Origin of the sequence: Agrobacterium salinitolerans (genome assembly GCF_002008225.1) — a bacterium.
In the GTDB taxonomy this organism is placed as follows: Bacteria; Pseudomonadota; Alphaproteobacteria; order Rhizobiales; family Rhizobiaceae; genus Agrobacterium; species Agrobacterium salinitolerans.
Map to the genome: position 1 here is coordinate 1 of NZ_MRDH01000009.1, position 24,503 is coordinate 24,503.

General features: G+C 60.7%; 19 protein-coding genes. 14 read left to right on the forward strand and 5 right to left on the reverse strand.

Annotated features, from left to right (window positions below; genetic code table 11):
* The 4 genes from BS627_RS10215 to tssH all read right to left on the reverse strand — a co-directional run.
* Positions 1-339 (reverse strand): contractile injection system protein, VgrG/Pvc8 family (locus BS627_RS10215; RefSeq protein ID WP_276327076.1); only part of this gene is annotated, 339 nt, incomplete at its 3' end.
* A gap of 158 nt (positions 340-497) precedes the next feature.
* The gene (locus BS627_RS10220; protein ID WP_077983120.1) at positions 498-998 is read right to left on the reverse strand and encodes a hypothetical protein; all 501 of its coding nucleotides are present in this window, start codon (positions 996-998) and stop codon (positions 498-500) included.
* A 119-nt stretch (positions 999-1,117) separates the two neighbouring features.
* On the reverse strand, positions 1,118-1,594 hold the full coding sequence (locus BS627_RS10225; protein WP_003504561.1) for an Hcp family type VI secretion system effector: 477 nt from the start codon (positions 1,592-1,594) through the stop codon (positions 1,118-1,120).
* A 57-nt stretch (positions 1,595-1,651) separates the two neighbouring features.
* A complete protein-coding gene (gene tssH, locus BS627_RS10230; protein ID WP_077983121.1) occupies positions 1,652-4,306 on the reverse strand; it encodes a type VI secretion system ATPase TssH in 2,655 nt (884 codons plus the stop codon).
* A 220-nt stretch (positions 4,307-4,526) separates the two neighbouring features.
* On the opposite strand from tssH, the gene tssA reads away from it, so the two are divergent.
* The 14 genes from tssA to BS627_RS10300 all read left to right on the forward strand — a co-directional run bounded on the left by tssA (position 4,527) and on the right by BS627_RS10300 (position 23,196).
* On the forward strand, positions 4,527-5,582 hold the full coding sequence (gene tssA, locus BS627_RS10235; protein WP_077983122.1) for a type VI secretion system protein TssA: 1,056 nt from the start codon (positions 4,527-4,529) through the stop codon (positions 5,580-5,582).
* A gap of 67 nt (positions 5,583-5,649) precedes the next feature.
* On the forward strand, positions 5,650-6,159 hold the full coding sequence (gene tssB, locus BS627_RS10240) for a type VI secretion system contractile sheath small subunit (protein ID WP_077983123.1): 510 nt from the start codon (positions 5,650-5,652) through the stop codon (positions 6,157-6,159).
* Between the two features lie 95 nt (positions 6,160-6,254).
* Entirely contained in the window at positions 6,255-7,736 is a 1,482-nt protein-coding gene (gene tssC, locus BS627_RS10245) for a type VI secretion system contractile sheath large subunit (RefSeq protein WP_077983124.1), read from the forward strand.
* 55 nt (positions 7,737-7,791) lie between these two features.
* On the forward strand, positions 7,792-9,186 hold the full coding sequence (tssC, locus tag BS627_RS10250; RefSeq protein ID WP_077983125.1) for a type VI secretion system contractile sheath large subunit: 1,395 nt from the start codon (positions 7,792-7,794) through the stop codon (positions 9,184-9,186).
* Positions 9,183-10,007 (forward strand): type VI secretion system accessory protein TagJ, encoded by an 825-nt coding sequence (locus BS627_RS10255; RefSeq protein WP_077983126.1) that lies wholly within the window; start codon positions 9,183-9,185, stop codon positions 10,005-10,007. The genes tssC (BS627_RS10250) and BS627_RS10255 overlap by 4 nt, the downstream gene beginning before the upstream one ends.
* Positions 10,000-10,509, forward strand: coding sequence for a type VI secretion system baseplate subunit TssE (gene tssE, locus BS627_RS10260; protein WP_077983194.1), 510 nt, complete (start codon positions 10,000-10,002; stop codon positions 10,507-10,509). The genes BS627_RS10255 and tssE overlap by 8 nt, the downstream gene beginning before the upstream one ends.
* Positions 10,502-12,283 (forward strand): type VI secretion system baseplate subunit TssF, encoded by a 1,782-nt coding sequence (gene tssF, locus BS627_RS10265; RefSeq protein WP_077983127.1) that lies wholly within the window; start codon positions 10,502-10,504, stop codon positions 12,281-12,283. Before tssE ends, tssF begins: the two co-directional genes overlap by 8 nt.
* 9 nt (positions 12,284-12,292) lie before the next feature.
* A complete protein-coding gene (gene tssG / locus BS627_RS10270; RefSeq protein WP_077983128.1) occupies positions 12,293-13,297 on the forward strand; it encodes a type VI secretion system baseplate subunit TssG in 1,005 nt (334 codons plus the stop codon).
* A gap of 4 nt (positions 13,298-13,301) precedes the next feature.
* Entirely contained in the window at positions 13,302-14,507 is a 1,206-nt protein-coding gene (locus tag BS627_RS10275; RefSeq protein WP_165691215.1) for a type VI secretion system-associated FHA domain protein, read from the forward strand.
* A complete protein-coding gene (tssK, locus tag BS627_RS10280; RefSeq protein ID WP_077983129.1) occupies positions 14,497-15,837 on the forward strand; it encodes a type VI secretion system baseplate subunit TssK in 1,341 nt (446 codons plus the stop codon). Before BS627_RS10275 ends, tssK begins: the two co-directional genes overlap by 11 nt.
* Positions 15,834-17,336 (forward strand): type VI secretion system protein TssL, long form, encoded by a 1,503-nt coding sequence (gene tssL / locus BS627_RS10285; protein ID WP_077983130.1) that lies wholly within the window; start codon positions 15,834-15,836, stop codon positions 17,334-17,336. Before tssK ends, tssL begins: the two co-directional genes overlap by 4 nt.
* Positions 17,333-20,812, forward strand: coding sequence for a type VI secretion system membrane subunit TssM (gene tssM / locus BS627_RS10290; RefSeq protein ID WP_077983131.1), 3,480 nt, complete (start codon positions 17,333-17,335; stop codon positions 20,810-20,812). Before tssL ends, tssM begins: the two co-directional genes overlap by 4 nt.
* A gap of 82 nt (positions 20,813-20,894) precedes the next feature.
* Positions 20,895-22,298, forward strand: coding sequence for a type VI secretion system-associated protein TagF (gene tagF / locus BS627_RS10295; protein ID WP_077983132.1), 1,404 nt, complete (start codon positions 20,895-20,897; stop codon positions 22,296-22,298).
* Positions 22,291-23,196, forward strand: a complete 906-nt coding sequence (locus BS627_RS10300; protein WP_077983133.1) for a protein kinase domain-containing protein — start codon at positions 22,291-22,293, stop codon at positions 23,194-23,196. The genes tagF and BS627_RS10300 overlap by 8 nt, the downstream gene beginning before the upstream one ends.
* Positions 23,197-23,207: 11 nt before the next feature.
* Here BS627_RS10300 and BS627_RS10305 read toward each other — a convergent pair whose 3' ends face one another.
* On the reverse strand, positions 23,208-24,344 hold the full coding sequence (locus tag BS627_RS10305) for a polysaccharide biosynthesis/export family protein (RefSeq protein WP_077983134.1): 1,137 nt from the start codon (positions 24,342-24,344) through the stop codon (positions 23,208-23,210).
* Positions 24,345-24,503: the final 159 nt, after the last annotated feature.

The following is a 24,503-nucleotide window of genomic DNA, read 5'->3' on the forward strand; positions in this document are numbered from 1 at the left end:
CGGGCGGATGGTCATGGCATAGGAGCGAAGGCCCCGAGTGATAGGCGGACCCTCATGCAACTCGGTAACCAGGCCGTTGAAGGGGCGGCGCACGCCGCTGCCCTCTTCGCCAGAGCCCTGTTGCACCTCGACTGAAACATCGACCAGCCGTCCGATCAGTTCCTCAGGCTTGACCGCTTCTTTCTTGGCCCGCACCGTCAGACGGATGTCGAAGAGTTGCGACACGCCTTCCTCGACCGTCAGACGCTCCGGAAGAAGCTGGTCCTCGCCCAACGGGGACGTGACCTTCAGAACGCGGCTCGCCTGAATGAAATCAGACGGCGAGGGCTGGTCGCTCATTGTCTATCTCCGCAATGTACAGAATGAGAAGCGGCATGCATGGGCTATCGCCTTCAACTATTGCTGATCGTGAAGCGAGGGCGCTCGGCGCCGTCACTCATCACCTGAATTCGTTCGTGCCAGAAAGAGAGCCAAGGGTCTCCATGCTCGAACTTCCGTCAGCGTCGCTCCCCAACCAGATAAGCGTATTGGAGTTTCGTTGCATAGTTGGTCGTCACATCCATCTTTGGGCCAAACATCACATCCGGGGTAAGAACGGTCCCGATCTCTTTCGCCGTGGGTGCGGTTCCGAGAAGATATATGTCTCTCGATAAGAACATCTGATTGCCGAACGAATTAGCGACGGCATAATTCACCTGCAAGGCGAACGCACTGTGCCGGTGCTGCAGCAAAGCCTGGCCAATCTTGGTTTCATTTGCTCGCAGCCACTTCCGCAACCAGACGGAAATTGCGCCCTCGTTGAGAGCGGCGGCAGCCTGGCTGAACACGGCTGCCGCCGCTCCACCAACAGCTGCGCGCTGATTGAATTGCCTCGGGCCGTCGGGAAGGCTCATATACGAAAGATCGGGTCCTCGACCCATCTTCTGAGGTGCCAGGACTTCGTCCTGCCGAACGGGACGGACGGTGAAACTGTCTGTAGAAACGGAAAAATTAGGCATTCAACACGCCTCCCTCTGGACGACATAACGAAAAATGCGGCACCGTCAGCGTTACGAGCTGTTGGTCCGCAAGCCCGGATATATGGTCCGGTGCCCGCTAAGGCACCGGACCTTTGTCATCAGGCGGCCTTCGTCGTCGCCAGATCGTAAGAGGCGATCATCGGAGACTGCGGCGAGTTGTTGTCGTCGAACGGCGTGTACTTCACTTCCATCTTGGTGAAGTTGAGCTTGATCGTTTCCACCGGACGGTCACCGCTGGAATCCACCGAGTAGCTGGCGATGAGTGTGTTCGTCAGCAGATACTCGATATAGGTGTTGCCGGGATTGCCCGTGGTCACCAGATGGATGGTTGCGAGCTTGCCAGTGCGGCCGGCGCAGGCTTCCTGGAAAAGCTTGGTGGAAGAAGAATCGCTAACCTTGGTCAGAATGACTTCCGAGATCGTCGGCTCGGATGCTTCGCGGTTTGCAGCAGAACCAGCAGAGGTGTTCATGTTGCGGGCCACGTTCCAGTGAATGGCTTCAATATCCATCCACTTGCGGTGCTCCTCATGCGTGGCGTCGCCCTGGATACCGTCAATCTGCAGATAAATTGGCATGCTGTAAGCTCCTGTAGCTGAAATGACCTCTTGCTCCGAGGCCGAGTTACCCTTCGTTTAATGCCGCATGCGTCGGGTAGCCCCATCCGACGCGGCAACTTTATCCACCCCAACCTCTTCGGTTACGGCGAATTCATCTGCTTCCCCAGCCTCTTCGGCACGAATGCCGAACCCGTTTTCACCAAAATCGACAATGATCGTCCCGACACGCTCTCCCGCGATGACCTTCTCGAGGAAAAAGCTGGAAAGAGGCGGCAGGAGATCCCTGCCGATCATGATTTCGATGGCGCGTGCGCCGATTTCACTTGCACCGGCACGCGCCACCAACGCGTCGCGCGCGGCATCGGAAAGGGTCAGGTCGGCGCCGTATATTGCGAGCACGCGTTCCCTGATCTTGCCGATCTGCATATCCACAATCCTTGCGAGTTCTTCCGCACCGAGCGGCATGAAAGGCAGGATGATCGTGCGCCCGAGGAATGCGGGCTTGAACTGTCTGGTCAGCTCCGGCATCAGCAGCGCTTCCAGCGCCTCGCCTTCCGGCATCGTATCCGGATCGGCGGAAAGCGCGGCCAGCAGTTCCGAACCGGTATTGGCCGTCATGAAGATCGTGGTGTTCTTGAAATCGACGTCGCGACCTTCGCCGTCGCGCAGCACGCCCTTGTCGAACACCTGATAGAAAATATCCTGGACGCCGGGATGAGCCTTATCGATCTCATCGAGAAGGAGAACGCCGAACGGCCGGCGGCGAACCGCTTCCGTCAACACGCCGCCTTCGCCGAAACCGACATAACCGGGCGGCGAACCGAGAAGCAGCGAAACCTTGTGCTCCTCCTTGAACTCCGACATGTTGATCGTCGTCAGATGGCTGTTGCCGCCATAGAGCAGATCGGCGAGCGACAGCGCCGTCTCGGTCTTGCCCGTTCCGGACATGCCGACGAGGAAGAACACGGCAGGCGGGCGGCGTGGATCGGACAATCCGGCACGGGCGGTGCGCATGGCATCGGCGATGCGGCCGATTGCAGCATCCTGCCCCACGACTCGCTGGCGCATGCGCGCATCCAATGTGCGCGCGCTTTCGATCTGGTCGGCCAGAAGTTTACCGAGCGGAATTCCGGTCCAGCGCGATACGACGGATGCAATCGCTTCACGATCGACCATCGTCGGCACTAGTCTTTCGGCATTTGCCGGTTTGGTCTCAGCCGCAGGCCGCAGGCGCGACACATTCGACGCGCCGGTTTCAACGGGCTGCTCTTCGCTGAGTTCAGCCATTTCCGCATCGTAACGGCCACGCAGATCGTCGATCCCGCTCTCAAGCTTCTCGACTTCGTCGCGTATCGACTGGATACGGCCCTGCATCTCGTCATCCTGCGGTTCACGCAGGAGCCAGTTGAACTCATCGGTCAGAAGACGCCGCTCGCTTTCCATGGCGCGCAGCCGTTCCGGCAGGGTCTGCCGCGCCAACGAAACGGCCGCCGCCGCCGTATCGAGAAGGCTGACGGCCTTGTCCGGCAATTGCCGCGCCGGCATGTAACGCGCCGATAATTGCACTGCCGCCACAATCGCCTCGTCACGAACGATAACGTTATGATGGCTGATGAAGCTATCGGCGACACCGCGCAACATGCGGATCGCGGTCGTTTCATCCGGCTCGCGCACATGCACGGGCTGGAAACGACGCGTCAGCGCCGCATCCTTTTCGAAATATTTCTTGTATTCGCTCCAGGTCGTAGCCGCGACGGTGCGGACTTCGCCGCGCGCGAGAGCAGGCTTGAGAATATTGGCCGCATCGCCCTGTCCGGCCGCACCACCGGCGCCGACAAGCCCGTGCGCCTCGTCGATGAACAGGATGACCGGCTCGGCCGAGCGTTTTACCGCATCGATCACGCCATGAAGACGGCGCTCGAACTCACCCTTCACGCCGGCACCGGCCTGCAGCAGCGAAATATCGAGGTTCAGCAGGCGAACGTTGCGCAATTTTTCCGGCACATTTCCGGAAGCGATTTCGAGCGCCAGCGCTTCGGCGACCGCCGTTTTGCCAACCCCGGCTTCACCCACCAGAATGGGATTGTTCTGACGACGGCGCGTAAGAATATCAACGAGTTGGCGCAATTCATCATCGCGCCCGATCACCGGATCGACCTTGCCGTTCCGGGCGTCGGCGGTCATGTCCTGGGTGTAAAGACGCAGAAAATCGTTCTGGCCGGCGGCCGGCGCGGCGCCCGCCGTCGCGGAAGGAACCTCTCTTCCGCTGCTGTCTTCAACCGAACTGCGAAGGCGTTCGAGAGCCGCGCGATCCATCGCCTTCAGCGACGGAAATGCCGAGCGGACAAAAGAGCGGAGTGAGGTTTCCTCGTCCATCGCCAGAAGCAGATCGCAAAGCGTCACGCGGTCGCGCCCGGCCTCCAGCGACGCGAGAACCCATGCCTCACGGCCCACCGTCAGAATGTTCTGGGAGAGCGACAATGCCTCTCCATCGCCGATAACAGCCTCTTCCAGGCTGCGGCCGATTTCCGTCTGCAATACCGGAAGTGGAATTTTTAATTCTTCGAATGTTTTCGCATAGATGCCGGCATCTACAACCGCTAGCAGCCAATGCGGGATATCCACGTACCTGTGCCCCATACGCACCGCAACAGAAGCCGCAGCTTCAAGCGAGACGCGCAGGTCAGGCTCAAGCGCTTCAACGAGGCGATTGAGATCGATATGCGACATGCAATGAGCCTCCTGCCCGGGTTCATTCCACAACGTGACGTGGAATAACTATGATGATGAAACCGGGTTGTCCACCCCGAAGTTTATTTTTTATCGGGTTAGATTAGGTGGTAGGCGCCACAATTTAGACACATTTTGAATAAGTCTGTCTGAGGAATAGCCTTACGTAAGGGAAGTAACTACAAAAAATCAATTACTATTTTCTGGGGATAAACTGCTCTTGAACGCGCCGCATGTTAAAAGAGATACAGAATTTTTTGGCGATTGCGGAGAAAATATCCGGATCGATTCAAGAACGCGTGAAATATACTACAGAATTAAGGATGAAAGAAATCAGGCACGCACAGAAGAGCGTGCCACGTCCCCACAGGATAACTTAAAGATCTCCAGTAGCTGGGACAGTGTCAGCAATCTTGGATTGCAGATTATATATTCCGAAAGCAAGGACATAGAAATATTGGCGTGGCTTGCCGAAGCAAGCCTGCGGCTGCGCGGCTTTCCTGGACTGCGAGAAATCTATGAGCTTTGTGGCGATCTTTTCTACAACCATTGGGACTCATTGCGCTCCATCAGCGATGATAATGATGAGGAAAAATTTGCACCTTTTGCGGGATTGAACGGCATCGGCGCCGAGGGGACGCTTGTGCAGCCGCTTCGGCTTGCGCCGCTGATCCCCGGTAGGAAATTTGGAGAGCACAGCCTCTGGGATTTCCAGCTGGCGCAGCGACCGAACGAGAGCAAACGGCGCGAAGAACTGTATCGGCTCGCATCAGAAGCAGGCGTTGCCGCCATGTCTTCCCATCTGGCCGAGGTAAATGCCTGCCTCTCCTCTTTTGATGCCATCACGGCCGTTCTTTCCGAACGTTGCGGCCAGGCCGCCCCGCCGAGCTCCAATATACGCAACACGCTTATCGAAGCGGCTGCGGCGCTTCGCACGCTGGGTGGGCGCGACGAGGAAACGGCACCGCTCGAACGGGCTACGGCTGCGGCTACCAGTGCGGATGAAAGCGGCCAGCCCGCCATGCGGACATCCGCAACTTCTCCGGAAGGCATATCTTCCCGCGATGAAGCGTTTGAAACTCTTCTTTCGGTTGCGCGTTACTTTCGCCGGACCGAACCGCATTCGCCGATTTCTCTTTCCATCGAAACGCTGGTTCGCAGGGGGCGCATGGATTTTTCCGAACTGCTGGCGGAGCTTCTGCCCGAGGCACAGGCCCGCAATGCCGTTCTGACGGCCGCCGGGATCAAGCCCGGCGGAGACAACAACGGAAAATAACGAGGCAAGGGACGGAGACGCCGTCCCGTAACAGTCAGCCATGCCAAGGGGCATCAAGGAGGTTGAAATGGCAAGTGTACACGAAAAGCTGGAACGGGTTCGCAAGCCCCGCGTCCACATCAAATACGAAGTCGAAACCGAAGGCGCGATGGTGGTCAAGGAACTGCCCTTCGTTGTCGGCGTTCTCGGCGATTTCTCGGGCAATCCAACACAGCCGCTGAAGCCGTTCGGCGAGCGCAAATTTGTTCAGATCGACCGCGACAATTTCGACGAGGTGATGCGCCGCATGACGCCTGGCCTCAACATTGCCGTTGCCAACACGCTGCAAAAAGACGGCACGGACATGCAGGTCAACCTGAAGTTCGAAAGCATGGACGATTTCGAACCCGGCGCCGTCGTGCAGCAAGTTCCCGCCCTCAAGGCGCTTCTGGACGCCCGCAACGAACTGCGCGACCTGTTGTCCAAGGCCGACCGCTCGGAAGATCTGGAACGGCTGCTGGAAGATATTCTGCAGAACAAGACCGACCTCGCAACGCTGGTTTCCGAACTCAAGGAAAAGAACGGCGCGAGCGAATAATCGCCTGTGCGGAGGAAAACCTCCCCGAACGGCCCCGCTCCGGGGCTTCAACTGTTCAAGCGGCATTTAAAAGCCGCATGTGGAAGGACTGAAACATGAGCGCTGAAAGCCTGCTGAAAAGCGAAGCCCAGGCAACGACCGCCGAAGATCAGGGACTGCTGTCCAAGGTGGTTGCCGCAACCCGCCAGACCGAACCGGACCGCGCGCAGAACCTCCTGCGCACGCTGACAGACCAGGCGCTGAAGGGAACGGTCAAATATGACCGCAACCTCACCGTCACCCTCAACCATGCGATTGCCGAGCTGGACCGGACCATTTCCGAACAGCTCGCCGCGATCATGCAGGCGCCGGAATTCGCCAAGCTGGAAGGCACCTGGCGCGGGCTCAACTATCTCGTCAAGAATTCCGAGACGAGCGTCAACCTGAAGATCCGCGTCATGAACGCCGGCAAGCGGGAACTGGCGCGCGATTTGGAAAAGGCCGTTGAATTCGACCAGTCCCGCCTTTTCAAGGCGATCTATGAAGACGAATTCGGCACCCCCGGCGGCGAGCCGCTCGGCGCCATCATCGGTGACTACGAATTCGACAATTCCTTCGACGACGTGCAGTTGCTGCAGGGTGTCTCGTCGATTGCGGCGGCCGCTTTTGCGCCGTTCATCTCGGCGGCCAGCCCGCACATGTTCGGCTTCGAGGATTATCGCGATCTTGCACGCCCGCGCGATCTGGAGAAGATTTTCGATACGGTGGAATACGCCAAGTGGCGCAGCTTCCGCGAAAGCGACGATTCCCGCTTCGTAACGCTCGCTCTTCCGCGTGTGCTGGCGCGCATGCCCTATGGCCCGAAGACCAACCCTATCGACGATTTCGCCTATGACGAGACCAAGGGTGCGGTGAATGGCGACCTTCAGCATGACGAATATTGCTGGATGAACGCCGCCTACGTCATGGGCACCAAGCTGACCGACGCTTTTGCAAAGAGCGGATGGTGCACGGCGATCCGCGGTGCGGAAAATGGCGGCCGGGTGGAAAATCTGCCCATGCACGTCTTCTCCAGCGATGACGGCGATCTTGATCTGAAATGCCCGACGGAAGTGGGCATTACCGACCGTCGCGACGCCGAACTGGGCAAGCTCGGCTTCCTGCCGCTCTGCCACTACAAGAACACAGACTATGCAGTGTTCTTCGGTGCCCAGACCGCGCACAAGCCCAAGCTTTACGACAAGCCGGAAGCAACGGCCAACGCCGCCGTTTCGGCCCGCCTGCCCTACATCATGGCCACGTCGCGCTTCGCGCATTATCTCAAAGTGATGGGCCGCGACAAGATCGGCTCCTTCATGGAAGCGTCCGATTGCGAAGTCTGGCTCAACCGCTGGATCGCCAACTACGTCAACGCCAATGACGAAGCGGGTGAAGAAAGCCGGGCGAAATATCCGCTGCGCGACGCCAAGGTGACCGTGCAGGAAGTGCCGGGCAAACCCGGCGCCTACAATGCGGTCGCATGGATGCGGCCCTGGTTGCAGATGGAAGAACTGACGACCTCGCTGCGCATGGTCGCGCGTATTCCGTCCAAGAACTGAACCTGGACCGGGGTGGTCCGCCACCCCGGCCCCGTTCGTCACCCGGAGCCCGCTCATGGCGCATCAGTCCTTTCCGGACGCCCGCATTTTTGCCGATCAGCTCATCGCCCTCATCGACGATGCGCTGACCGGTCAGGTTAACGCCATTCTCCATCACCCTGATTTTCAGGCGATGGAAGCGAGATGGCGCGGGCTTGCCATGGTCGTTCGTGAGGCTGGCCGCGGCGCCGACGTTAAGGTGAAGCTGCTGAACGCCAGCTGGCGCGATCTTGCCCGCAACACGGAAAGGGCCACCGACTTCGACCAGAGCCATCTTTTCGAAGTCGTCTATAATCGCGAATTCGGCATGCCGGGCGGCGAGCCGGTCGGCCTGTTGATCGGCGACTACGCCTTTTCCCCCGATGATCTTCAGGGCGCCGATTCCATCACCACGCTGTCACAGATCGGCATGGTGGCTGCGGCCGCCTTCTGCCCCTTCGTCGCAGCGGCAGCACCTTCCGCCGTCGGCCTGCAGGATTTTTCCGAACTCAGCCGAGTTCACGACTTTTCCTCGCTGAAGCAGGACAAATCGCGGCTTCGCTGGCATGCGCTTCGCGCACGCGACGATTCCCGCTTTGTCGGCCTTGTTGCGCCGCGCGTTTTGATGCGCTCGCCATACAGGCCCTACGCGCGGGGGCGCGATGACGGATTTCCATTCCGCGAGCATGTGGCGGAAAGCGGCGAGACCCTGCTTTGGGGCAACGCCGCTTTCGCCTTTGCAACGGTGGTCGTGCGCAATTTCGTCGATTCCGGCTGGTTTGCGGATCTGCGCGGTGTGACGCAGGATGCCGTGGATGGCGGCATGCTCTCTTCCCGGCAATTGCCACCGCTCGATCTCGGCATCGAAAGCAACGGCCTTTCCGCACAGCCGCCCGTCGAAGTGCAGCTGACGACCGGGCAGGAGCAGCAATTTTCCGATCTCGGCATCGTGCCCGTCTCCACCACCTATCTCTCCGGCATGGCGATCTTCAACGCCAACCAGTCCCTGCATGCCCCCGGCCATTATTCCAGCGAAGCCGCAAGACAGAACGCCCGCCTCGCGGCCATGCTCCAATATGTGCTGTGCGCCTCCCGGTTCTCGCATTACCTCAAGGTCATCATGCGCGACGATATCGGCCAGCTGAGCGATGCCTCGACGATAGAGCGCAAGCTGGAAGGCTGGCTTTCCTCATACACGCTTGGCAATGACGATGCGGAAGCGGCGCTGCGCACGCGCTACCCGCTGCGCTCCGCCGGGATCAAAGTTTTCGAGGTTCCCGGCAAGCCGGGAACATTCTCCTGCACCGTGCGCCTTCAGCCGCATTTCCAGCTCGATGACGTCTCCACGAGCTTCCACCTCATTGCCGAAACCGTGATGCCGCCCGCCGCCGCATCCCGGTCTTCAGCCGAGCCGCAAAGGATATCCGCATGACACTGCGCGACGATATTTCCCACCTCCTGGACGACAACCGGCTGCAAGACGCAATTGGGCTCGCGCGGGACCATGTGAAATCAAAGCCGACCGACAAGGATGGCCGTCATTTCTACATCGACCTGCTGGTCCTTGCCGGCGACTATGAAAAGGCCGATGCACAGTGCAATCTCGCCGCAACATTTTCGCCGCAGGACAGCGTCGGGTTCTCCCTCTTTCGCCACCAGCTGCGCGCCATGGCCGCGCGCAATGCGTGGTTCGAAACCGGCGCGGTGCCAGATTTTCCCGGCGGTCCGTCCGAACTCGACCAACTGGCCATCCGGGCGAATATCGCTGCACGCAGCGGCGATGCGGATGCCGCCAGAACCGCACTGGCTGAACTCGATGAAAAACGCGGCAACGTACCAATCAGCCGCAACGGCAAGAGCGCCGGCGATATTCGCGATCTGGACGACCGGATTCCGCATGCGCTGGAAGTGCTGACCAATGGCGGTCGCTACCTGTGGATCGATTACGATCGGATAGAAAGCCTCATCATCGACCCGATGAGCCGCCCGCGCGACCTCGCTTTCCGCGGGGCTGAGCTGACATTGCGCGACGGCGCGGTCGCATCCGTGCTGCTCCCGGCGATCTATTACGGTGCGAAGGACGATGTCGGCCTCCTCCTCGGCCGGGAAACCCGATGGAGCGAGGATGACCGGCCTCTGGCAACCGGGCAAGGCCAGCGCTGCCTGCTCATTGGCGACGATGTGGTGCCGTTCCACGAGATCGGTTCCCTTTCCGCCGCCTCCGACGATGAAAGGCAGATCGCCCGTGGTTGATCCACTCGAGCAATATCGCGCGCGGCAGAGAACGCTGTCACGCTCCGTTCTGGACCGGCTTCTCGATGACGCGCCGGATGCGGAAACGGATATGCTCGTCAGCCTGAAGGATCAGGCACGCGAGATGCGCGAGGTGATCCGCCGCGATCTCGAGGCATTGCTCAATACCCGCCGCAACCCCGCCGGCCCCCCGGCAGCGCTGAAAGAGCTTACCGATGCGCTGGTGAGCTATGGCGTGGACGGCATTCTTTCGGCCAATCTGGTGACGGATGCCTCCAAGGCGCGGCTCGCACGCAGCATCGAGCGACGGATTTCCCTGTTCGAAACCCGTCTTGCCGATGTGCATGTGACGATCCTGAAAAACCGCACGGATGGCGACCGGGCGCTTCGCATGCGCATACAGGCAAGTTTCCGCCTTCAGGAAGGCATGCCGCCGATCAGCTTCGAATCCCGGATCGATCCGTCAACGCAGCTTTTTCTGGTGGAGGCGACGAATGGCTGACGGCTTTCTCGAAAAATACAATGACGAACTCTTCGCGCTGCGAAAACGCGCATCGCGTTTCGCGGCGGCGTTTCCGAAGATTGCCGGCAGGCTGCGCATGACGGGCGATGTCGCCGACGATCCCCATGTCGAACGGCTGATCCAGAGCTTCGCCTATTCCGCCGCCCGTGTGCGCCAGAAGCTGGACGACGAGTTTCCGGAACTGTCGGACAGCCTCTTGGAAACGCTCTACCCGCATTATCTTGCGCCGATCCCGTCCATGAGCGTGGTTCAATTCACCTCAAGCACGGCGCTCGCAACCGTGCAGACACTTCCCCGACACAGCGAAATCCTTGCCGAGCCGGTAGGTGGTGAAAGCTGCCGTTTTCGCACCACGCAGGCAGTGGAAATCGCGCCGCTGCAAATCGCAGCCGCAACGCTGTCCGGCCAGCCGATCGACGCGCCTTTTTCGGCCTCGTTTACCGGCGCCGCCAGCTGCCTGCGGCTTTCGCTGCGCAGCACGGCGCCGCGCGGCGGCACTTTCCCGGAAATGGGCCTGACGAAGCTTCAGGTTTTTCTGTCCGCCGCATGGCAGCAGGCCACGGCGCTTTACGAGCTTTTGACCAATCATTGCGTGGGCATGGCGCTTGCGCGGCACGCCGAGGACAAGGAAGCCATTTTCCTGCCCGCCGGCAATCTCACGCCATCGGGCTATACCCGCGATCAGGCCATGTTGCCCTATCCGGCCAACAGTTTTGACGGATACCGGCTTCTCACCGAGTTCTTCGCGCTGCCACAGAAATTTCTCTTTCTCGACATCGACGGGCTGGACAAATGGAGCGGCGGCGACTGCGAACTTTACATTTATCTGGATGCAGCGGACACACAGCTTGAACGCATGGTATCGGTCCGGGATTTCGTGCTGAACGCCTCGCCGGTCATCAACCTGTTCAAACAAAGCTGCGAACCGCTCAGCCTCGATGGCACGCGCACGGAATACCGGCTGCTGCCAGATGCACGGCGGCAGCGGACCCGCGAAATCTATGCCGTCGAAAACGTTCAACTGACAAGCCGTTCCGGACAGACGGAAAAGACCTCCCCGTTTTTCGGCCGCACCCAGCGCAACAACGGTGCAAACGTTTTCTGGCAGATACAGCGCCGTTTCGACGACGATGGTTCTTCCGATACGGACATCGCCTTCGTCGATCAGAAGCGCGGACCGCTTGGACCGCTCGACATGGTGGCGAGCATCGATACGCTGTGCATCAATCGCGAGCTGCCAAGCCAGCTTCCCTTTGGCGGAGGCCACCCCTTCCTGCAGCTTTCTACCGGTAACGAGGCTATAAAATCCATCCATGCGCTAATGCCGCCGACCGCGGCGATCCGCGTCAACGAGCGCTCGGCGCGTGAATGGCGGCTGATCTCGCATCTCCTCCTCAACCATCTCTCCCTCACCGACAGCGGCGGCGCGGCACTGAAGGACATTCTGTCGCTCTATTCCTTCAGGGACAGCCCGGAGACCCGGCAGCTCGTGGAGGCGATCAGCAATGTCGAGGCGCAGAATTCCCATGCCCGGATCGGCTCGGCCATGGTGCCGGGAACGGATATCACCGTGGAGTTCGACCCCGCGCTGATCGCGCGGCCTGCCGCATTTGTGTTCGCCAATGTCCTCAATCATTTCTTCGGGCTCTACACCTCGATCAACAGTTTCACGCGGCTGACCGCGACGATGCGCGGCCACTCCAAACCGATTGCCCGCTGGCCGGCCCGCGCGGCCGACCGGCCGCTGCTCTAGGAGACCGGGATGGAACAGCAGACGCCAACCATGAAAGACCGGCAGGCCGCGCTTCTCAGCGACGATCCCGGCCGTTTCGAGCCCGCCACCGCGTTTCGCGTCGCCCAGCTGGTTTCGGCGGATGATGGGATTGTCGTCGGCGCTCATGGCGGAACACAGCCGACCCCGCTGGCGATCAGCGGTTTCAACCGCAAACGCGGCCAGGCCGAACTGAAATCCGCCTTCGCGCCCATTGTCGGGCCGCTCGGTTCGCTGCCGCCGGTCTATGGCGAATTGCTGCAGCGGGAAGAGCGCAATCGCTCCGGCGCGCTGGCAAGCTTCTTCAATCTGTTCGCGGCAAGGTTCAGCGAACTGTTTGTATCCGCGACCGAAAAATACCGCCTCGCAAGGGGATTGCGCTGGTCGGCCGAGCAGCGGGAGAACGGTTTTCGCAAAACCCTGCTTGCACTCACCGGGTTCCGAACAGCCGGTCTGGTGGAAAAGGCAGGCGTGAGCGAAGATGCGCTCCTGCGTTTCAGCGGCCTTCTGGCCGGCCGCAACCGCAATGTTTCGGCCCTGACCTCCATGCTTTGCGAGTTCACGGGACTTCCGGTGAATGTCGAGCAGTTTCGTCGGCGATGGGTGGCTTTGCCGCTTCACGAACAAAGTCAGCTCGGGCAGGCATCCGGGCTGAGGCTCGGACAGAACACGACGGCAGGAAGCGCTGTCGAAGATATGAGCGGCGGCTTCCGGATCGTGATCGGTCCCGTCGCCTATGCGGATTATCTGGCCCTGACGCCCGGATCGAAGCGGCTTACGGAGATATTTTCGCTGACACGCCTGTTCGTCGGAAGCGCCTTGCATTTCGATGTGCAGGTGATCCTGAAAAAGGAGGACATTCCCTTTTGCCGCCTCGGCCAGTCCGATGCCCCCGCCCGCCTCGGCTGGAATAGCTGGGCTCGCGTGGCGCCCGCAGAAAAAGACAGCGCCGATGCTGTGGTGACCGAGCGGGAAGGCTCGGCGATTTCCGCGTGAGGGCATGAACATGAAGCTTGCACTCAAGGACACACGAAATATCGGAGCCGCAAGAGCCAGTCAGTGGAGCTTCGAGCGCGGCCGCCGCGTCATCGGCCGGTCTCGCGATTGCGACTGGCAGATCGACGACAATGAGCGGCGCGTTTCCAAGATGCACTGCACGCTCAGCCGCGATGGCGAAGGTTTCACGATACTGGACCAGAGCGCGAACGGCACGCTGGTCGATGGCCGCCTGCTGCTGGAAGGCGAAAGCGCGCGTCTCCGCGACGGTTCGCAAATCAACATTGGCGGGCAGGTTTTTCAGGTCGCCATCAGCGGCGATGCCGAGCTGGATTTTTCCGATCCCGATGCTTCCCTGCGCATGAGTGACGAGCCGCTGACCATTTCGGCGATACTTGCCGACATCGCCCCGAATGGCCGCTCGGCCGGCGGCGTGTTGGGCAACACCGCCTCCGCCGACGACTGGTCCGAAACATGGCGCGAGGGCGCGAAGCGGAAGGCGAAATCCATTTCGCGAAATGTCGAGATCGGCTGGAGCGAGCCGCCCGCGGCGCGTGGAACAGGCACCGTTCTGCCGGATAACTGGGACGAGGAGCCGGTTGCAAGCAGCGAGCACGAACATACCGACGCCCTGAACACGCCGGTGATGATCTCTCGTCCGGTTTCGGCCTCAGGTAACGAGGATTTCGACAGCGTTTTCCCGGAAACGGGTGAAGACCTGACACCAGAGGGCGCATCGGCTGCGGGCGCTTCGACTGCGCAGGAGATCGGCGATCTTCTGACCGTGCTGGAGCAGGAAAGCGCCGACTGTCTGGCCATTCTCGACGTTGAAGGCGAGAGCGCCGGCCACGGTTCGTCAGCCTCCCTGAGCGAACGGATGGAAAAGCTCATCCGCCAGCAGCGGCGGCTCGCCGCCTCGCTTGAAACGCTGATCCATGGCTGCACGCAAAAACTCGAGCCGAGGCTTCTCGAAGCCTCTGTCGATGCCGGCAACGATCTTCGTGCCAAAATCGAGCGCCGCGACTGGCAGGGGCTGATCATGAAGACCGACTACTGGTCCACTTACAAAAAGCAATTTGAGGAAAACGGCCGTCCATTGCCGGTCAGGCAGTTCCTGCAGCGGGCAGCGCGCGGTGAGGCCGCGCCCACGCAGGAACCTGACGCGATAAAGGCCCATGCAAAGGGGGTAAACAACCACGATGAGACATGAGAACCGTGTTGCCTGGAGCGAGGGCATGTTTCTTCGCGTTCAGCATTTTCAGCAATCCGACCGCTGGACCGAACGCTTGGTGCGCAACGCCACACGCAACCTCTCGCCTTATCCGTGGGGCATCGCCGAAATCGGCATTGACCGCAGCGCGTTGTCGATAGGTCAATTCGCCCTGTCGAACCTGCGCGGCGTTCTTCCCGATGGAACGCCCTTCGAAGCGCCTGAAGATGCCGACCTGCCGCCGCCGCTCGATCTCGACGAAAGCGTCAAGAACGCCGTTATCTATCTCGCCCTGCCGGCCCGGCAGCCGGGCAAGGCGGATATGTCCGCCAGCGGCCGCAACGATGCGAACAATGTGCGCTTCACCGCCTCCAGCTATGAGGTCTCCGACACCAATATCGAGACGGATTTCGTGGCGCCCATCGATGTCGGCCGTCTTAGCCTGAAATTCCTCAAAACCGGCGACGATCTCTCCGGTTACGATCTCATCGGTCTTGCAAGGGTCATCGAGGTCCGTTCTGATCGCGCGGTCATTCTGGACCCGGATTTCATTCCTCCGAGCCTGAGCTGCGCGGCGGCACCCCGCCTCAACGAATTGCTGACGGAGCTTCTGGGGATCGTGCGCCACCGCGCCCAGGCAATTGCCGAACGCATCGGCGATCCGACGATAAGGGGAACGGCGGAAGTGGGCGATTATTTCCTGCTGCAAATCCTCAATCGGGCCGATCCGCTGCTGGCGCATCGCTGCGCCAACGCCACGCGCTTTCACCCCATCCGTTTTTACGAAGACTGCATCCAGCTTGCCGGCGAGCTTGCAACCTTCACCACGGACAGAAAGCGGGCGACGGATTTCCCGCCCTATCGGCACGAGGACTTGAAAGCCACCTTCGGGGCGGTTTTCGACGATCTGCGCACATCGCTGTCAGCGGTCCTGGAACAGGCAGCCGTGGCGATCGAACTGGTGGAGCGCCGCCACGGCGTCCGCGTCGGCACCATCCACGATCGCACGCTGCTGCGCGATGCCGGCTTCGTGCTCGCAGTGCGCGCGGATATGGCCGCCGAAGACATTCGCCGCCGTCTGCCGGCACAGATCAAGGTCGGGCCGGTGGAGCGGATTTCTGAACTGGTCAATGTGGCTCTGCCCGGCATTCCAGTGCGCTCCCTGCCGGTCCTGCCGCGGCAATTGCCCTATCGGTCCGGCACCGTCTATTTCGAGATCGACACGCAATCGCCCCTCTGGAAGCAGCTTGAGACCTCCGGCGCGATTGCCCTGCATCTGGCAGGCGAGTTCCCCGGACTTGAGATGGAAATGTGGGCGTTACGCGAATGAGCAAGGAAAACCCCTCCTCCTGGCAGGATTTGCCAACGGTGGTCGAAATCACCGAGGAAAGCCGCCGACGCAACCAGAACGCCCGCAACATGGCGGCGATCCTCGAAGACATTGTCGAGACTGACGCGCCGGCCGGGCAACCGAAGGCACACGCGGCCGCCATGCCGGTCGATCAGCTGCTCTCCGGTTTCCATTTCGGCGGCGGCGATGTGCCGACGCTCGTGCAATCGGCCGCTCCCCTCCTCAACCTCGCGCATCTGCTGCGCTTCAGCGATGCGGAGCCGGATCCCGATCAGCTTCGCCGCGCCTGCATTGAGGCGATCACCCGCTACGAGCGCGATCTCGCTTCCGCCCGCATCAGCCCCGAGCGGGCAAGAGCGGCGCACTATGTCGTCTGCGCCACGGTGGATGATGTCGTTCTGAGCAAACCCTGGGGCGTGCGGGCAGGTTGGGCGCGCTCCGGCCTTGTCTCCACCTTCCACAACGATGTCACCGGCGGCGACCGGGTTTTCGACATTCTCGACCATTTCCACCAGTCGCCCGGCGCCAGCAAGGATCTGCTGCTGCTGATCTATCTCTGCCTGTCGCTGGCTTTCGAAGGGCGCACCCGCGTTTCGCCAAAGGGGGCGCTGGAGCTTTCGCGCATCCGCGACAGCCTCTACAAGACGCTGATTGGCCAATACGGCACCTTCGAACGGGAGCTTTCGCCGCACTGGAAAGGCGTGGAAGCCCGTCATACGCCATTGCGCACGATGGCCGCGCTGTGGACCCTGCTGTCCCTGATGGCGCTTGCCTTTGCGCTTGGTTATCTCTTCTTCACGCTGTCGCTCAACAACGCATCAGATGTCACATTCGAGAGGCTCGCCCATCTCCCACCGAACGAGACGCCGAGCGTGCTGATCGCAAGCCCGCCCCAGCCGCCGGCGCTCGTCGAAACGCCCAAGGTCGTGGAACCGCCGAAGCCGTTGGAACCACGGCAACCCTCCCGGCTTGAAAAGCTGATGGCCTTCCTTCAGCCGGAAGTCGAAAAGAAGCTTGTCACGCTGGCGGATGTAAACGGGCGGCTGCGCATTCGCATCAACAATTCGGGCCTGTTTTCCACCGGCAGCGCCGATGTCAGCCCGCAGTTCCGCGATCTCATCCAGCGTATCGGCGGCGCGCTTGCGGCTGAGAAATTCCGCGCCGTTGTCATCGGCTATACCGATACGGTGCCGATCAAGACGGTGGAATTTCCGTCCAACTGGCACCTTTCCGAAGCCCGCGCCAAGGCCGTCGGGGACATTCTTTCACAATTCACCGGCCCGGAGGCGATCCTGACGGAAGGCCGTGCCGACAGCGACCCGATCGCCGACAACAAAACGGAGGAAGGCCGCCAGATCAACCGCAGAACGGAAATCATGGTCCTGACCAATCCCGATGAAAAACTGAGCGACGCCGGCATTCTCTCGCCGACCATCCAGAACAGTTCGGGACAGCAGTCGCAAGAGGCACAGCCATGAATCCATTGAGCTATTTTTATACGATCCGATCCTATGTCGAGAGCTATGCCGCTCTCATCGGCCGCCGTTTCCTGTCGCTGTTATGGGTGGTCGCGCTCTGCATCGTCATCTGGTTTTACGGCTATCTGGTCGCGCTGGGTGATTTCAAGCCCTTGGGAACGACGCAGGCCCGGCTCATCGCCATCGGCATTGTTCTCGCCATCTGGCTGCTTTATATCTCCATCACCATTTATCGCGGGCGCAAGCAGGACAAGGACCTTGTCGACAGTATCGAGCGCGAAGCCCTGGCCAACCGCCAGGCCGAGGTCGGCGAGATCCAGATGCGTCTCAAGGAAGCGCTGGCGCTGCTGCGGCGGGTCACGAAAAAGCGTTTCGGTTATATTTACGACCTTCCCTGGTACGTGATCTTTGGCGCACCCGGCTCCGGCAAGACGACGGCGCTCACCAATTCCGGCCTGCAATTTCCGCTTGGCGATGCGCTCGGCGAAAACGCAGTGAAGGGCATTGGCGGCACGCGTAACTGCAACTGGTGGTTCGCCGACGAGGCGATATTGATCGATACCGCCGGCCGTTACACCACACAGGATGATCTCGATGGCTCATCCAAAGCCGGCTGGGAAGGATTCCTCGGCCTTCTGAGACGCTATCGCCGCTCGCAGCCGATCAACGGCGCGCTGGTGACATTGTCCATCCCCGATCTTCTCACCCGCGATCCCGAAGAACAGCGGCAGGAACTGCGCTCCATCCGCCAGCGGCTTTCGGAACTGGATGAATATCTGCACGCCCGCGTTCCGGTCTATATCGTGCTGACCAAGGCCGATCTGCTGCATGGTTTCGTCGAATTCTTCGACGGTTTCAACAAGACCGACCGCCAGCAGGTATGGGGCACGACCTTCAAGCTGGATGAGAGCTATACCGCCGAGGATCTGCCGCAACGCCTGACGGAAGAGTTCGAACTGCTGCAACAGCGGGTCGATGCGATGCTGATCGAGCGCCTGCAGCAGGAGCAGAATGCCGAGACGCGCGGCCGCATCTTCCGCTTCCCCGCCGAACTCGCGCGGCTGAAAGACCGGCTCCATGAGGCTCTGACCGAACTTTGCGCACGGTCCCCGCTGATCGAAGCGCCGCTTTTGCGTGGCGTTTATCTCGCTTCGGGAACGCAGCCGGAAACGGAAAGGTCTCCCGCAGCGCCCCGAACCCGCCGAAGCTACTTCCTGTCGCGGCTTTTCAAGGATGTCATCTTCCCCGAAGCCGCGCTGGTGATGCGCGACAAGCGCCTTTCCGGACGGCAATTGCTGGTGCGACGCATCGCCTATGGTGTTTCGGCCGCAGCAGTCGCCATCGTCTTCACCGGCTGGATTTTCACCTATTTCGCCAATACACAGGCGCTTGCCGAAGCGGATCGCAAACTTGGCGCTTATGAACAGCTTGTTCAGGGCATTCCCGTGCGCGATGTTTCAGACGCCGATTTTCTCCGCATCCTTCCCGCGCTCGACAATCTGCGCGATGTCAATTCCGGCTTTGCCCGCGAGAGAGTGTGGAACGTCAGTTTCGGGCTCGATCAGGAAGGCAAGATCGTGGGACGGCAGCGTGACGCCTATCAGCGCGCGCTCAATGCCCTGCTCCTGCCGCGCATGATCGTGCAGCTGCAGAAACAGCTCAAGGATGAAAAGGATGTCACGCGCACCTTCAATTCGCTGAAGCTCTACGGAATGCTGGGCGGCATGGGTGCGCTGGACCCTGATTTCCTGACCGTGCAGACGCACCAGATGTTTGCCTCCCTCTATCCCGGCGATGGAAGGGCGGCGGCGAGAGAAGCGCTCGACCAGCATGCAAAAGCGCTGGCGGACGGCGTACTCGCCCCGATTGAGCTCGACGCACGGCTCATCGCAACTGCCCGTGAAACCATTCGCAACCAGGCTGTCGGCACGCGCGCCTATGATATTCTCGCCGGTCTTCCGCAGGCGCGGGAATTGATGGAATGGACACCCGCCACGGCCTTCGGCCCGCTGGGAGAGCGCGCCTTCGAGCGGCGCAGCAAAGCGCCGATGGCGGAAGGCATCGAAGGTCTTTTCACGGCGGAGGGATATCGCAGCGTCGTCATTCCGCAGATCGCCCATGCGGCGCGCATAGCACTTTCCGAAGGATGGGTGCGCGGTTCCGATGATGCACTCCGTGGCGCAACCGTCGAGCAGGTGGCGCAGGCCGCGCTGCAAATCTATTTCGACCGTTTCGAGAAAAAATGGGCCGATACGCTAGCCGACCTTCGGGTCAAGCCGTCCCAGACCCTTGGCGACGCGGTGGAAACAACCCGCGCGCTTGCCAATGAACGCAATATCGTGATGGAGGCTGCCAGATCGATCGCGGAGGCGACCGATCTGCGCCCCGGAGCAGACCCCGCCGCCCTCGCCTCCGCCGCTGAAGACGACGCAACATCGGCCGTTCTGGCCGCCACGGTGAACGCAGCCGATCCCTATGCGAGACTGCGGGACATGCTGGCGGCGAAGGGCGCTGCCACAACGGGCGAGCAGGCCAATGGCGGCAAGACCGGAGGTTCGCCATCGGAACAGTTGCTCGCGCATTTCAAGATGTTGAACGAGCAGCTTGCCCGTTCGGCAACCACCTCCGATGAAGTCGCCAAGGTGTTCGACGTGGATAGTCAACTCACCAAGGCCAATCAGGATCTGTTGCAGCAGGCCCGTGAATTGCCGGCGCCCCTCGATGTGTGGGTGGCGGGTGTGGCGGCTGATGTCGGCTCGCTTGCGGTCAAATCCGCCCGCAGCCGCATTGCCGAACTCTGGGCGGCCGATGCGGCATCCCTTTGCTCTTCCATCGTGACCGGACGTTATCCTTTCGACAGGTCATCTTCCCGCGATGTCGCCATCGCGGATTTCACCCGTCTCTTTGGGCCGACCGGTGTTTTCCAGTCCTTCTTCAAACAGCGAATGGAAGCCTTTGTCGACAAGACGACCAACCCCTGGAGCTGGAAAGGCACCTTCGGCGCCGCAGGCATTCCAAGCAGCGCCGTTGCCCAGTTCGAAAATGCCGACAAGATTTCGCGCGCCTTTTTCCCGAACGGCAGCGAGACGCCGGCGGTGTCTATCAATGTCAAACCCGTTTCGCTCACCAATGCCTCCAGCGCGGTGATGCTGGAAATCGAAGGCGAGCGGGTGGTTTATTATCACGGCCCCATTCAGGCGAAATCGATCACCTGGCCCTCGCGCGAAAACACGGCGAGCCTGTCGCGCATCGCTTTCCAGCCGGGCGGCTGGCAGCAGGCGAAAACCGAAAACGGCGACTGGTCGCCATTCCGGCTGTTCGACGGCGCCGACATCGAAAACCAGTCGGGCGATCTGCTGCGGGTGCGATTTGCAAATGGCGGGCAGGCTGCCGAATTCGATATTCAGTTCGGCTCAGTTCTCAACCCGTTCAGGCTGGACGCCATCGCCGGCTTTGCCTGCCCCGCGCAATTTTAGCGGCGGGGCAGCGCACCGTTTTTTTAAGGAGGGGATCTATGATGAAAACAACGATGAAAAGCAACGCGGTCAATAACGACTGATGGCCAATCAGGCATCGAGGCCCGCCGAAACCGCGGCGGAAAGCGACCGTATCGGCTTCTTCGGCAAGGTCCCCAGCCATGGCGACTTCATCTCCGATGGGCTTGAACGGGAGCTGATCGGGACATTTGACGACTGGATGCGATCCGGCCTGCACGCCTGCGCGGACACTTTCTCGAGCCGATGGCCCGAAATATTTGCGTCATCGCCGCCCATACGCTTTATCATCGAAAACGGCATATGGGGAAACTGCGCCTATGCCGGCGTGCTGGTGCCCAGTGCAGACCGGGTGGGGCGCAAATATCCGCTTGCCATCATCGCGCAGCTCAATAGCTTCCGAAAACATCCGAGAACGCTCTATCTAGACGATACCTGGTTCATGGCCGCCGAGGCGCTGGCCGAAACATCCATGACGGGCGATTTCGACATGTCCCGGTTTAATACCTCCGTCAAGAAATTGCGCCTGCCGAAACCACGGGAAGACGATGATGATGCGGCGGACATGGTGCGTGGCCGCGTACCGACGAGCCTCTGGTGGCGCATCGATCCCGTCAGCCGCCGTGCCCGCGGTCTCAAATTCGACGGCAAACCGAAAGCTTCCGATTTCCTGCGCCTCTTCAGCGACATGGAAGGAAAGAGCGAGGAGGACGGCTCGACATCCGTACAGGCGCAGGAAAGTGCGAAACAAAAAACTCCGCCCGTGATGACGTCCGCGCCCGCACCGCCAACCGAACAGCCGTCATCGGTGATCTACAGCTATGCCACGCACCCGGGAACACGGCTTTCCCTGAACGCGGATTCGCTCTTCGTTTCCCAGACCCCTGCCCTCTTCGCCATAGCGGATGGACAGGGCGATACGCACAGCGCCGTGGAAGCAGCACGTCTGGCCACAAATACTCTTGCCGAGACACCCGATGCCGAAAGCCCCGGGGTGATGGCGCAGCAGATCAGGGGAAAGCTCGGCACCGTCAACAGCCTGCTTCTTTCCCGACAAGCCCTGGGCGCCGACGGCAGGCCGATGGCGAGCGTCATCATTGCCTCCATTATCGGCCGCAGACTGAGCGTCCTGTGGTCCGGCGATGCGCGCGCCTATCTCCTGAAAAACGGAACCATGCATCAGCTTTCGCGCGATCACGTCGTTGTCGGCATGAAAAGGCAGCTCGCGCAATGTGTCGGCCTTTCCCAGCAGTTCCGCCCGGATATCGTCGGGGAAGACTGGGGGGCGCAGGACAGGCTGCTCCTGTGCAGCTATCCGCTGGTACAAATCCTGAAGGAGCGAGCCATTGCCGAGATTGTCGGCGACACTGCGATCAAGGATTGCGCCAGCGCCCTGATCCAGGAAGCGTTGATCGAGGACGCACGCGAGAATGTCAGCGCCATCGTGATTGGAAACCGGCTTGAGTAAGGGTAAACAAACGGGCGACGGGCCTGCCTATCCGCAGGTTTCCGAGCGCTTTTCCGATCTATGGCAAAGCATTCGCCATGACGGCATGCGGGAAAGGCCTGCCGAAGAACAGAAAGACCTGATCGATCAGGTCAGAAATGCGCTGGACCGGAAAATCTCGTATTTTTCCGATGCGAAACCCAGCTGGATCGCCGACAGTTTTGCCCTTGAACGGATTGCCTACGAAAGCGAAAACACGCTGCTGCTGCAGGTGCGGCACCGTGATCTCGGCTCCCTTCATGCCCTGAAAACCACGCCGCCGGCGTTGAGAAACGACGCGGCGCTGCTGCAAAGATTACGCGAGGAGGCGCAGCTCGGCCTGACATTGCGCCATCCGTTTCTGGTGGAAACATCGGCGCTGCTGAGACTGGCCGATGGCCGGCCGGGCCTGTTGCAGCCATGGTTTCCGCAATCATTGGCATCGCTTGCATCGCAGCCGCCGGTTACCGCGCCGCAGGCGATCGCAATCCTTCGCCGGCTCCTGGAAGGGCTGAGCGCCATGCATGCACGGGGGTACGTCCACTGCGATGTCACGCCAGCCAATATTCTGCTGGAGGATGGCGATTTCGAAAGGGGCAGGCTTGGCGATTTCGGCATTGCTTTGGAAATCGGCCAAAAACACGCGGACCGGGGCATGCGCTTTGCCGCCTCGCACGAATTTGCAGCACCGGAACGGATGCGGGACGCAACCGCAAAGCCGGATCAGGATATATTCTCCGTGGGGCGGCTTGCCCGGCGGCTTATCGCGACGGGCGAGGTGCGAACAACGCAAAGGCTGACGGATTTTGCGGACGCCTGTTGTCAAGGCGAACCCGCGTCGCGTCCGCAATCGGCGATGGAAGCGCTACAGCTTTTGTAGCGCTTAATTGGTCAGTTGCCGCCGCCGGGAAGCGGTGCTGCGGCCGTCGGCACGCTCTTCTGGAACACGGTCAGGAGCTTGGCCGAATCCACCAGCGGCGCGTTGCTGGCATAGAGCACATCGCCCTTCTGCATCTGGAAGAGCTGCATGAGGGCAATGCTGGAAGCATCGCGCATATTGACGTGATAAATCACCGGCCGCACGGTCGTGGCCGTCGCAACCGGGCCTTTCGCGCCCGATGCAGCTGCCGACGGCACCTGAATGATCTCGTTGCGGAAGACATAGACATTGCGCGCGTCCGCACGGTCATCAAGCAACCCGCCGGCGCGGCCGACAGCCTGCGCCAGCGTGAGTTTTCCGGCTTCGAACTGGAATTCGCCGGCGCTCTTGAAAGCGCCGAGCGCGGTGTAGCTCGCCGCATCGCCATCGATCATGATCTGATCGTCCGGCGACAGGCGGATATTCTGGCGGTCTTCCCGCATGACGCGGTCAAGCGGCGCGCTCGCCCTGTGCGAGCCGCGAACGACGGTAACCGTGGCAGCGCCCGGAGCGACGGTCGGGCCGCCAGCCTGATTGAGCGCATCGAGCACCCGCTCCTGACGGGCGGTAAGCATTATTTTGCCGGGGTTTTTCACCGCACCGCTCAGCATGACGGCGCTCGTCGGCTTGTCGACGACAGTGACGACGGCCTGCGGGTTCACGGCTGATCCCTTGAGCCCGGCGACGACCTGCGATTGCAGCCCCTCGGGTGTCGAATCCACCACCCTCTGTTTGCCTACGAAGGGGATATTCACCGATCCGCTCTGGTCCACCGTAAAGCGTCCGAGATTGAGCGTCTTGCTTTGCGTCGGGGAGAAAAGCCCGTCTTCGCCGGTATCCAGCACGGTGATGTCGATCACGTCGCCGCGACGCAATCTCTGGGCGTTGTAGCCGGTGTTGCGAAGCGCTGTGAGGCCGGGGCCGGAAGCATTCTGCAGGCTTCCGGCGGAAACCGTAGCCGCCGGCGCATTCGCGAGCTCGATGACTGGGATTTTTTCGTTGGTTCGAGGAAAAGTCGCAGATCGGATATTGCCTGCGGTCGGTCCGTCAGATGGCTTTGCACATGCGCTCAAAAGAGCCACCAGCAAAACCGCCCCCAACTTTTTCATCCCTCATCCCCTTGATGATTCAACCTGACGCAGAGATAACATCCAGCCACGTCATCGCAACAACTTTAGCGGTTGCAATTTAGCGAAAACTTGTCTTCCAGAGAAAAGGTGTGACCATTCCGCAACCTTTTCGAAACCGCCTGCCGCAAACCCCAACAA

What these genes read in the sequence shown, in the direction of transcription:
- tssM (WP_077983131.1), top strand. Translation starts at nt 17,333, where the DNA reads ATGAATCCATTGAGCTATTTTTATACGATCCGATCCTATGTCGAGAGC.
- BS627_RS10275 (WP_165691215.1), top strand. Translation starts at nt 13,302, where the DNA reads ATGAACATGAAGCTTGCACTCAAGGACACACGAAATATCGGAGCCGCA.
- BS627_RS10305 (WP_077983134.1), bottom strand. Translation starts at nt 24,344, where the DNA reads ATGAAAAAGTTGGGGGCGGTTTTGCTGGTGGCTCTTTTGAGCGCATGT.
- BS627_RS10220 (WP_077983120.1), bottom strand. Translation starts at nt 998, where the DNA reads ATGCCTAATTTTTCCGTTTCTACAGACAGTTTCACCGTCCGTCCCGTT.
- BS627_RS10255 (WP_077983126.1), top strand. Translation starts at nt 9,183, where the DNA reads ATGACACTGCGCGACGATATTTCCCACCTCCTGGACGACAACCGGCTG.
- tagF (WP_077983132.1), top strand. Translation starts at nt 20,895, where the DNA reads ATGGCCAATCAGGCATCGAGGCCCGCCGAAACCGCGGCGGAAAGCGAC.
- tssC (WP_077983124.1), top strand. Translation starts at nt 6,255, where the DNA reads ATGAGCGCTGAAAGCCTGCTGAAAAGCGAAGCCCAGGCAACGACCGCC.
- tssB (WP_077983123.1), top strand. Translation starts at nt 5,650, where the DNA reads ATGGCAAGTGTACACGAAAAGCTGGAACGGGTTCGCAAGCCCCGCGTC.
- tssG (WP_077983128.1), top strand. Translation starts at nt 12,293, where the DNA reads ATGGAACAGCAGACGCCAACCATGAAAGACCGGCAGGCCGCGCTTCTC.
- tssC (WP_077983125.1), top strand. Translation starts at nt 7,792, where the DNA reads ATGGCGCATCAGTCCTTTCCGGACGCCCGCATTTTTGCCGATCAGCTC.
- tssF (WP_077983127.1), top strand. Translation starts at nt 10,502, where the DNA reads ATGGCTGACGGCTTTCTCGAAAAATACAATGACGAACTCTTCGCGCTG.
- tssL (WP_077983130.1), top strand. Translation starts at nt 15,834, where the DNA reads ATGAGCAAGGAAAACCCCTCCTCCTGGCAGGATTTGCCAACGGTGGTC.
- tssH (WP_077983121.1), bottom strand. Translation starts at nt 4,306, where the DNA reads ATGTCGCATATCGATCTCAATCGCCTCGTTGAAGCGCTTGAGCCTGAC.
- BS627_RS10225 (WP_003504561.1), bottom strand. Translation starts at nt 1,594, where the DNA reads ATGCCAATTTATCTGCAGATTGACGGTATCCAGGGCGACGCCACGCAT.
- tssK (WP_077983129.1), top strand. Translation starts at nt 14,497, where the DNA reads ATGAGACATGAGAACCGTGTTGCCTGGAGCGAGGGCATGTTTCTTCGC.